Source organism: Pseudomonas sp. PDM26 (assembly GCF_019219185.1).
Taxonomy (GTDB): Bacteria; Pseudomonadota; Gammaproteobacteria; order Pseudomonadales; family Pseudomonadaceae; genus Aquipseudomonas.
Map to the genome: position 1 here is coordinate 1 of NZ_JAHUWC010000038.1, position 753 is coordinate 753.

The following is a 753-nucleotide window of genomic DNA, read 5'->3' on the forward strand; positions in this document are numbered from 1 at the left end:
ACGGCGCCAACACTTTGCCTGAGCAGTTCGCCGTGACCGTGGTCGACGACAACGGCACCACCGCCACGGGCAGCCTCGACGTGAACGTTGTCGACGACCTGCCGGAGGGCGTGGACGACAGCCATGCTTCGACAGCCTCGGAAACCCTGCTGACCCTCAGCGGCAATGTGTTGAGCAACGACGTGCAAGGCGCCGACCGCGTAGCGCTCGGGGAAAACAGCGGGCCAATCACCTCCGGCACCTTCACCGGCACCTACGGCACTTTGGTGCTGAATGCCAATGGCACGTACACCTACACGCTGAACACCAGCGATGCCGACTTCAAAGCCCTGCACGGCGGTGGCAATGGCACCGAAACCTTCACTTACACCCTCACCGATGCGGACGGCGACACCAGCACGGCCAACCTGGTGCTCAACGTCTACAACAACGACGATCCAGTGGTCCTCAATGGCCTCAACGTGTATGGCAGTGAGCTGACGGTTTACGAAAAAAACCTCAGTGACGGCAGCAACCCTGACGCACCAGACCTGACGCAGAGCGGGACGTTCACCGTGAACGCCCTCGATGGCCTGCAAACCCTGACCGTGGGCGGCATCGCCGTGGTCAGCGGTGGCGTGGCCGCCGGCTTGCCGCAATCGATCACCACGCCGCTGGGCAGCACGCTGACCATCACCGGGTTCAACGCGGCGACCGGTGTCGTGAGCTACAGCTACACCCTGAATGACAACGAAGGGCACCCGACGGCCAACG

Annotated in this window: 1 protein-coding gene; it reads left to right on the plus strand. The window is 62.9% G+C overall.

Translation table 11 applies throughout. From position 1 onward, the window contains the following. A partial coding sequence (locus KW849_RS30975) for an Ig-like domain-containing protein (protein WP_218433896.1) occupies positions 1 to 753 on the plus strand: 753 nt, incomplete at both ends.